Annotated in this window: 6 protein-coding genes; 2 read left to right on the top strand and 4 right to left on the bottom strand. The window is 73.1% G+C overall.

Features of this window, described 5'->3' with window-relative positions:
• Positions 1 to 37 precede the first annotated feature (37 nt).
• The 3 genes from HF577_RS36135 to HF577_RS36125 form a co-directional block, all read right to left on the bottom strand.
• Positions 38 to 2,449 carry a GcvT family protein gene (locus HF577_RS36135; RefSeq protein WP_312859606.1) on the bottom strand — a complete coding sequence of 804 codons (2,412 nt, stop codon included), beginning with the start codon at positions 2,447 to 2,449 and terminating at the stop codon, positions 38 to 40.
• Entirely contained in the window at positions 2,446 to 2,775 is a 330-nt protein-coding gene (locus tag HF577_RS36130; RefSeq protein ID WP_169400497.1) for a bifunctional 3-phenylpropionate/cinnamic acid dioxygenase ferredoxin subunit, read from the bottom strand. Before HF577_RS36130 ends, HF577_RS36135 begins: the two co-directional genes overlap by 4 nt.
• Positions 2,776 to 2,910: 135 nt before the next feature.
• The gene (locus HF577_RS36125; RefSeq protein WP_211175383.1) at positions 2,911 to 4,113 is read right to left on the bottom strand and encodes an MFS transporter; all 1,203 of its coding nucleotides are present in this window, start codon (positions 4,111 to 4,113) and stop codon (positions 2,911 to 2,913) included.
• 98 nt (positions 4,114 to 4,211) lie between these two features.
• On the opposite strand from HF577_RS36125, the gene HF577_RS36120 reads away from it, so the two are divergent.
• Entirely contained in the window at positions 4,212 to 5,264 is a 1,053-nt protein-coding gene (locus HF577_RS36120) for a LacI family DNA-binding transcriptional regulator (RefSeq protein WP_312859605.1), read from the top strand.
• A 12-nt stretch (positions 5,265 to 5,276) separates the two neighbouring features.
• On the opposite strand, the gene HF577_RS36115 is transcribed toward HF577_RS36120, so the two are convergent.
• The gene (locus HF577_RS36115; RefSeq protein ID WP_169400496.1) at positions 5,277 to 6,128 is read right to left on the bottom strand and encodes an oxygenase MpaB family protein; all 852 of its coding nucleotides are present in this window, start codon (positions 6,126 to 6,128) and stop codon (positions 5,277 to 5,279) included.
• A 72-nt stretch (positions 6,129 to 6,200) separates the two neighbouring features.
• Between HF577_RS36115 and HF577_RS36110 the strand changes: the two genes are divergently transcribed.
• The coding region (locus tag HF577_RS36110) for a TetR/AcrR family transcriptional regulator (RefSeq protein ID WP_169400495.1) at positions 6,201 to 6,825 on the top strand (625 nt) is incomplete at its 3' end.

The following is a 6,825-nucleotide window of genomic DNA, read 5'->3' as shown; positions in this document are numbered from 1 at the left end:
ATCCCGCCCAGCCCGACCACGATCACGTCATGGGCGGTCATGCCTTGATCCGTTTCATCTCGGGGTCGAAGAGGGGCTCGGCGGCCACCACCGCCGGCAGCCGCTCGCCGAAGTACTCCACCTGCACCGGGGTGCCGGGCTCCGCGGCCGACGCAGGCAGCCACGCGTAGGCGATGCTCGCGTCGATCGTGTAGCCGTAGGCCGCGCTGGTGACGTACCCGGCGGGCGCACCGGCGTGCCACACCGGCTCCTTGCCCATGACGACGTCGGCCGGGTCGTCGAGGAGCAGCGGGACGAGCCGCCGCGCCGGATTCTCCCGCCCGGCGATCGCCGCACTGCCGACGTAGGAGCCGGGACGCACCGCGAAGCCCAGCCCGGCCTCGTACGGGTCGTGCTCGGTGGTCATGTCGGTGCCGGAGCTGCGGTAGCCCTTCTCCAGCCGCAGCGAGTTGAAGGCGCTGCGCCCCGCGGCGATCACGCCGTGGCGCTGCCCGGCGTCCCACAGCACGTCCCACAGCCGCAGCCCCAGCTCGGCGCTGGCGTACAGCTCCCAGCCCAGCTCACCGACGTACGACAGCCGCATGGCCGTGACGGGCACGCCGCCGACGTGGATCCGGCGGGCCCGGAAGTAGCCGAACCCGGCGTGGGACACGTCGTCGCGGGTGACCGAGGCGAGCACGTCGCGGGCCCGCGGCCCCCACAGCCCGATGCAGCAGGTGGCGCCGGTGATGTCGCGGATGACGACGTCGTCGCCCGCCGCGCGGGTGAGCCGGTCGAGATCCAGGTTGCCGTTGGCGCCCACCTGGAACCGCTGCTCGCCCAGCCGCGCGACGGTGAGGTCGCTGCGCACGCCGCCGGACGGTTCCAGCAGCAGGGTGTAGGTGACCGCGCCCGGCTTCTTGTCCAGGTTGTTGGTGGTGAGCCGCTGCAACAGATCCAGCGCGCCGGGGCCGGTGACCTCCAGGCGCTTGAGCGGGGTCATGTCGTACATCGCCACCCGGTCGCGCGTGACCAGTGCCTCGGCCCCCGCGATCGGCGACCAGAACCGCCTCGCCCACTCCCCGCGACGCGGGATCCGTCCGACCTCGGGCAGCTCGGCGTTGGCCTCGAACCAGTGCGGTCGCTCCCAGCCCGCACCCTCCAGGAACACGGCCCCGAGCTCCACCTGGCGCGGGTGGAAGGGGCTCACCCGCAGCGGCCGCGGCTGCGCGGGCGGCTCCAGCGGATGCAGGATGTCGTAGACCTCCACGAAGTTCCGCGCGCTGCGCGTCTCCACATAGGACGGTGCGAGCTGCGCCTCCTCGAACCGGTTGAGGTCGCACTCGTGCACGTCGACGCCGGGTTCGCCGTCGACCAGCCAGCGCGCGAGCGCCTGCCCGACGCCGCAGGAGTGGGTCACCCAGACGGCCTCGGCCACCCAGAAACCGGCCAGCCCGGGGTGCTCGCCGATGAGCGGCATCCCGTCGGGGGTGAAGGAGAAGATACCGTTGAAACCGGTGTCGATCCCCGCGTCCCGCAGCGCCGGTAGCAGCTCGCGGGCATCGGACCAGGACGGCGCGAAGTCCTCGGGGGTGAAGTCGAGGACGCTGGGCATGCCCTCCACCGGCAGGGCGTCGAGGTCGACGGGCAGCGGGCGGTGCGCGTAGGAGCCGATGCCGACGCGGTCGACGTGCTCACGGAAGTACAGGTCGCGGTCCTGGTGACGCAGGATCGGCGCGCTCGCCTCGGCGAGATCGGTGTTGCGTCCGGCCAGCGCGGCCACCGGCGTGGTCGTCACGTACTGGTGGGCCATCGGCAGCAGCGGGATCGTCAGGTCGACCAGTGCGCCCGTCTGCGGCCCCCAGAAACCGGTGGCGGAGACGACGAGATCGGCCGGCACGTCACCGTGGTCGGTGCGGACGCCGGTGACGCGGCCCCTCTCCGACAGCACGTCGAGCACCCGGTGGTTGCCGAGGACGCGCGCACCGCGGTCCGTGGCCCTGGCGAGCTGCGCGGCGACGGCCCGTGGCGCCTTGGCCAGCCCGTCGGTAGGTGTGTGGAACCCGCCCAGCACCCGGTCGGCGCCGATCAGCGGGTGCAGGGCCGCACACTCGTCCGGGTCGACGAGCCGCGACTCGATGCCCCAGCTCGTGGCCAGGCCGTGCCGGCGGCGCAGGTCGGTGAGCCGCTCCGGTGTCGTTGCGACCTCCAGGCCGCCGACGGCGTTGAAGCACCACGGCCCGTCCAGCGCGGACAGCTTCTCCACCGTGTAGCGGGCAAAGCCGGCCATGGTCTTCGACGGGTTGGTCTGGAACACCAGACCCGGAGCGTGGGACGACGACCCGCCCGGGAGCGGCAACGCGCCCCGGTCGAGCACGGTGACGTCGGTCCAGCCGCGGGCGGTGAGCTCGTCGGCGACAGCCGCACCCACCACCCCGGCCCCGATGACGACGACCCGGGGGCCGCTCACGACGCTGCTTCGAGTGCGTCTGACGCGGATAGGACGACGTAGACGGCATCGGCCTCGACGACCACCCGGTGCGTGCGGACCGGCTCGCGCGCGAGCAGGCCGTCGGGCTCACCGGTGCGCAGGTCGAAGATCGCGGCGTGCAAGGGGCATTCGACCTCGCAGCCCTCGAGCCAGCCGTCGGCGAGCGAGGCGTCCTGATGGGTGCACGTGTCGTCGATGGCGTAGAGCTCGCCGTCCGCGGTGTGGAACACCGAGACCGGCGGGCTGAGTGGGAGGCGGCGGGCGCTACCGCGAGGAAGTTCGTCGAGCGCGCAGACGTGGATCATGCTGTTCTCCGGAGCGCTGTGCGGAACGTGGTGCACGACTCGCAACAGAGTTCGCCCCAGATCGGCCGCCGTCAAGACCCGAATCGACCCGGAAAAGCGACCGTAACCTGGGCCTCGAGCCAGCCCGGGTGGCAATCAGCGGTCGACGGGCTCCCCGACCGGCAACGGCTTGGTGGCCCCCGAGACGAGAAGCCCCAGCGCCAACGCCCCGAGCACGACCAACAGCCCGCGCAGGATGCCGATGTGCTCGCCGAGCAGCCCGATCAGCGGCGGTCCTGCCAGGAACGCCGTGTAGCCGATCGAGCTGACCACCGAGACGCGGGCGGCGGCTCGGGCCGGGTCGTCCGCCGCGGCGCTCATCCCGACGGGGAAGCCCAGTGATGCTCCGACCCCCCAGAGCAGGGCACCACAGAGCGCGACCGGCGTGGACCCGCCGAACACCACCAGCAGCAGGCCGAGCAGCGCGAACACCGCGGTGGCGCGCAGCACGACGACCCGCCCGAACCGTTCCAGCACCGGGACCCCCACCCAGCGCGCGGCCGTCATCGCACTGACGAAGAGCCCGAACGCCACGGCTCCGAGCGCCTCGCTCGTGCCGTAGCCCTTCACCAGCGCCAGCGCGATCCAGTCGTTGGCCGAGCCCTCCGTGAACGCGAACCCGAGCACCAGCAGGCCGATCAGCAGCGTGCGCGGCTCGCGCCAGGCCGCGAGCACCCCGGAACCCGCGGCCTTCTCCTCCTCGGTGGACACCGGGACGGGCAGGAAACGGCGGGTCGCGACGGTGACCACGACGGGGATCAGCAGGGCGACCACGATCAGCTGGACCTCGATCGGCACGCCCGTGGCGGCCGACGCGGCACCCACCCCGGCGCCTGCCACCGTGCCGAGGCTGAACGCCGCGTGCAGCCGGGGCATGAGCGGACGACCGAGCCTGCGCTCGACGTCGGCGCCCTCGACGTTCATCGCGACGTCCCAGACCCCGACGCCCAGACCGGTGAAGACCAGCCCGATCGCCGCCGGCGCGACCACCCCGGCGAACAGGCCCACGATCAGCAGGGCCAGCCCGAGGCTGACCGTCAGCGAGCCCGCGAGCACGGCGCGAGCCGGTCCGAGCTTGTGCACGATCGGCCCGGAGAGCGGGAGCCCGGCGACGGCACCACCGGACACGCACAGCAGCAGCAGTCCGAGCTGGCCGAGGGACAGGCCCAGCACCCCTTGGATGGACGGCGTGCGGGAGATGAACGAGGCGAACGCGAGGCCGTTCATCCCGAACGCGATGACGGCGGCCGTGCGGGCACGGAGGGTCTCGGCGGCGGGTAGAACCCCGGTCGTCGTCACATGCGCTCCTCGTCGAATCGATTCGATCGCCGTTGACGGTACGCGTCCGACCCGGCCGGGCTCAACCCGTAATCGGGCGGCACCGCTACCGTTCGTGCGTGTCCACCCGCCCGACGCTCGCAGCCGTCGCGGCGCATGCCGGGGTCTCGCCCTCGACGGCGTCGCTGGCGTTCTCCGGCAGCCCACGGGTCACGCCCGGCACGCGGGAGCGGGTGCTCTCGGCCGCGGCCGAGCTCGGCTACGCCGGACCCGACCCCCTCGCGGCCTCGCTGCGTCGCGGCCGCAGCGGGGTGATCGGCGCGTTCGTCGGGGAGCGGTTGCTCTACGCCTTCCGCGACCCCGTGGCCATCCAGCTCCTCGACGGGATCACCGAGGTGCTCGGATCGCACGGCGTCGGGCTGCTGCTGCTCGCCGGCGACACCGGGCGCCCCTCCACCGAACAGATCGGCCGCATCCCCCTCGACGCCGCGATCTTCGCCACCTGCGGCCTCGAGGACGACCCGGCGCTCGACCAGCTCCGCTCCCGCGGGGTGCCCATCGTCGTCGTCGAGGGCCCGGTGGTGGACGGCGTCGTGCTCGTCGACATCGACGACCGGCGCGGCACCCGTGATCTCGCCCGGCATCTGCACGACCTCGGCCACCGCCGGGTCGAGATCCTCGCGATGCCGTTGCGGCTCGACGGGCGCCGCGGCTTCATCGACGCCGCCAGGCGGTCCCGCGCCCACTACCGCGACGTGCGCCACCGGCTGGAGGGTGTGGAGGACGTCTTCGGGCCGGTGCCCGCGTTCGAGACCGCCAGCAACGCCGTCGCCGAGGGCGCCGCCGCCGCACGGGTGCTGCTCGACGTGCCGGCCCACCGCCGCGCCACCGCCGTGATCGCCCAGAGCGACGTCCTCGCCGCCGGCGTGCTGCAGGCCGCGGCGGCCCTGGGGCTGCGGGTGCCGGAGGACGTCAGCGTCGCGGGGTTCGACGGGGCGGACCTGTCCTGGCTGGGCGCCACCCGCCTCACCACGGTGGTGCAGCCGAGCGACGAGAAGGGCCGCGCCGCCGCCGAGGCCGCGATGGAGCTCGTCGCGGGCGGCCACCCCCCGGACCTGCTGCTGCCCGTCACGCTGCGGATCGGCACCACGAGCGGGCCGCCACCGTCCTGAGGGGTCGGGCCGTCAGCGCGGGAACGTGCCCAGCCCGCTCACGTCGTAGCCGTCGGGGTAGCTGCGGATGTTCGCCGACTGCCGGACGAACCACGGCTCCTCCCGCGGCGGCATGAACCGCACGACCCGCCCGCGCAGCCAGACCATCCGCCGCGCCAGCGCCTGCTCGAACACGGAGATCCGCGGGTAGCGCAGCGCGGCCCGCAGCCGGTCGTCCATCAGCCCGTAGGAGAACCGCCGGACCAGCCGCGCCGGTGCCCGGTCGTTGGGCGGGAACGTCCCGAGCAGCGCCAGCGTGCTGTCGGCGACCGCCCGGGCGGCGGGGTCGTAGGCGAAGTGCTCGGCCTCGTAGGCGTCGAGATGTGCGGCGAACTCCTCGTGGCCTGACGGGATGCCGGTGATGCCCATGTGCCGGCCGAGCCGACGGTAGTAGTGGGCCGCGGCGACCTTCTCGTGCTCCGAGAGGCGGCGCCAGCCGAACTCGTCGATCCAGCGGATCGGCACCGTGACGAACGTCGAGAGCACGTAGAGCATGTCGGCGTTCGAGATGTCGTACGCGCCGTGCATCTGGTTCATCCGACGGATCCCGGTCCGGCCCTCCGGGGCGGCGAACCCGTGCTCGAGTACGGCGTCGAGGATGAGGCAGGTGTCGTCGTAGCGCTTCTGCACCCGCTCGGTGAGCTCGCCGGTCGACGCCAGCAGCGCGCCGATGGTCGGCACCGCATAGGTCCGGAACAGCGCGAACGACAACGACTGGGTGTAGTCCCAAGGGAACTCGTGGCTGACGCTGATGCGGTAGATCTCGAGGTGGTCTGCCTCCGGGTCGAGCTGTTCGATCCGGCGCAGCCAGTCGTACCGCTTCATGCGTGCACCGTAGGGCTGCGCCGGCTCCGCGGAAAGGATCACGCAGACCGCCACCCACTATCCTTCGCTGGCATGTCGTCCCCCGTCGATGCGTCCTCCCCCGCCGCCCCGCGCGGGCGTCGTGAGGAACGCACGGCCACGAGCCGCGCACGCATCCTGGACGCGGCGGTCGCGTGTCTCGTCGAGTCGGGGTACGCCGGCGCCACCACCCTGCAGATCCAGGCCCGCGCCGGGGTCTCGCGCGGCCGGCTGCTGCACCACTTCCCCTCCCGCGAACAGCTCCTCGTCGCCGCGTCCCGGCACCTGGCCACCGAACGGCTCCGGCGCAACGGCGAGCGGATCGAGAGCCTCGCCGGCGGGCTGTCGGGAGCCGAGCGGCTGGACCGCGCCATCGAGCTGATGTGGGAGACCTTCTCCGAGCCGCACTTCTGGGCCGCCGTCGAGCTGTGGACCGCGGCCCGCACCAACGCGGAGCTGCGCGCCGCTCTCCTCCCCCAGGAACGTGAGATCGGTGCCGCCATCCGCGGCGGGCTGGACCGGTTCTTCGGCACGGCGCTGACCGGGCACCCGCGCTATCCGGACGTCCGCGACCTGCTCTTCACCAGCATGCGCGGCGTCGGGCTCGCGTACGCGATGGAACATCGCGACCCCCGCACCGACCCCCACCTGGCCCTCTGGAAGCGGACGGCCCACACCC

It is taken from the genome of Pseudonocardia xinjiangensis, from assembly GCF_012911925.1.
GTDB lineage: Bacteria > Actinomycetota > Actinomycetes > Mycobacteriales > Pseudonocardiaceae > Pseudonocardia > Pseudonocardia xinjiangensis.
Note: the sequence above shows the minus strand (reverse complement) of the source record. Positions and strands in the feature narration are given on the sequence as shown.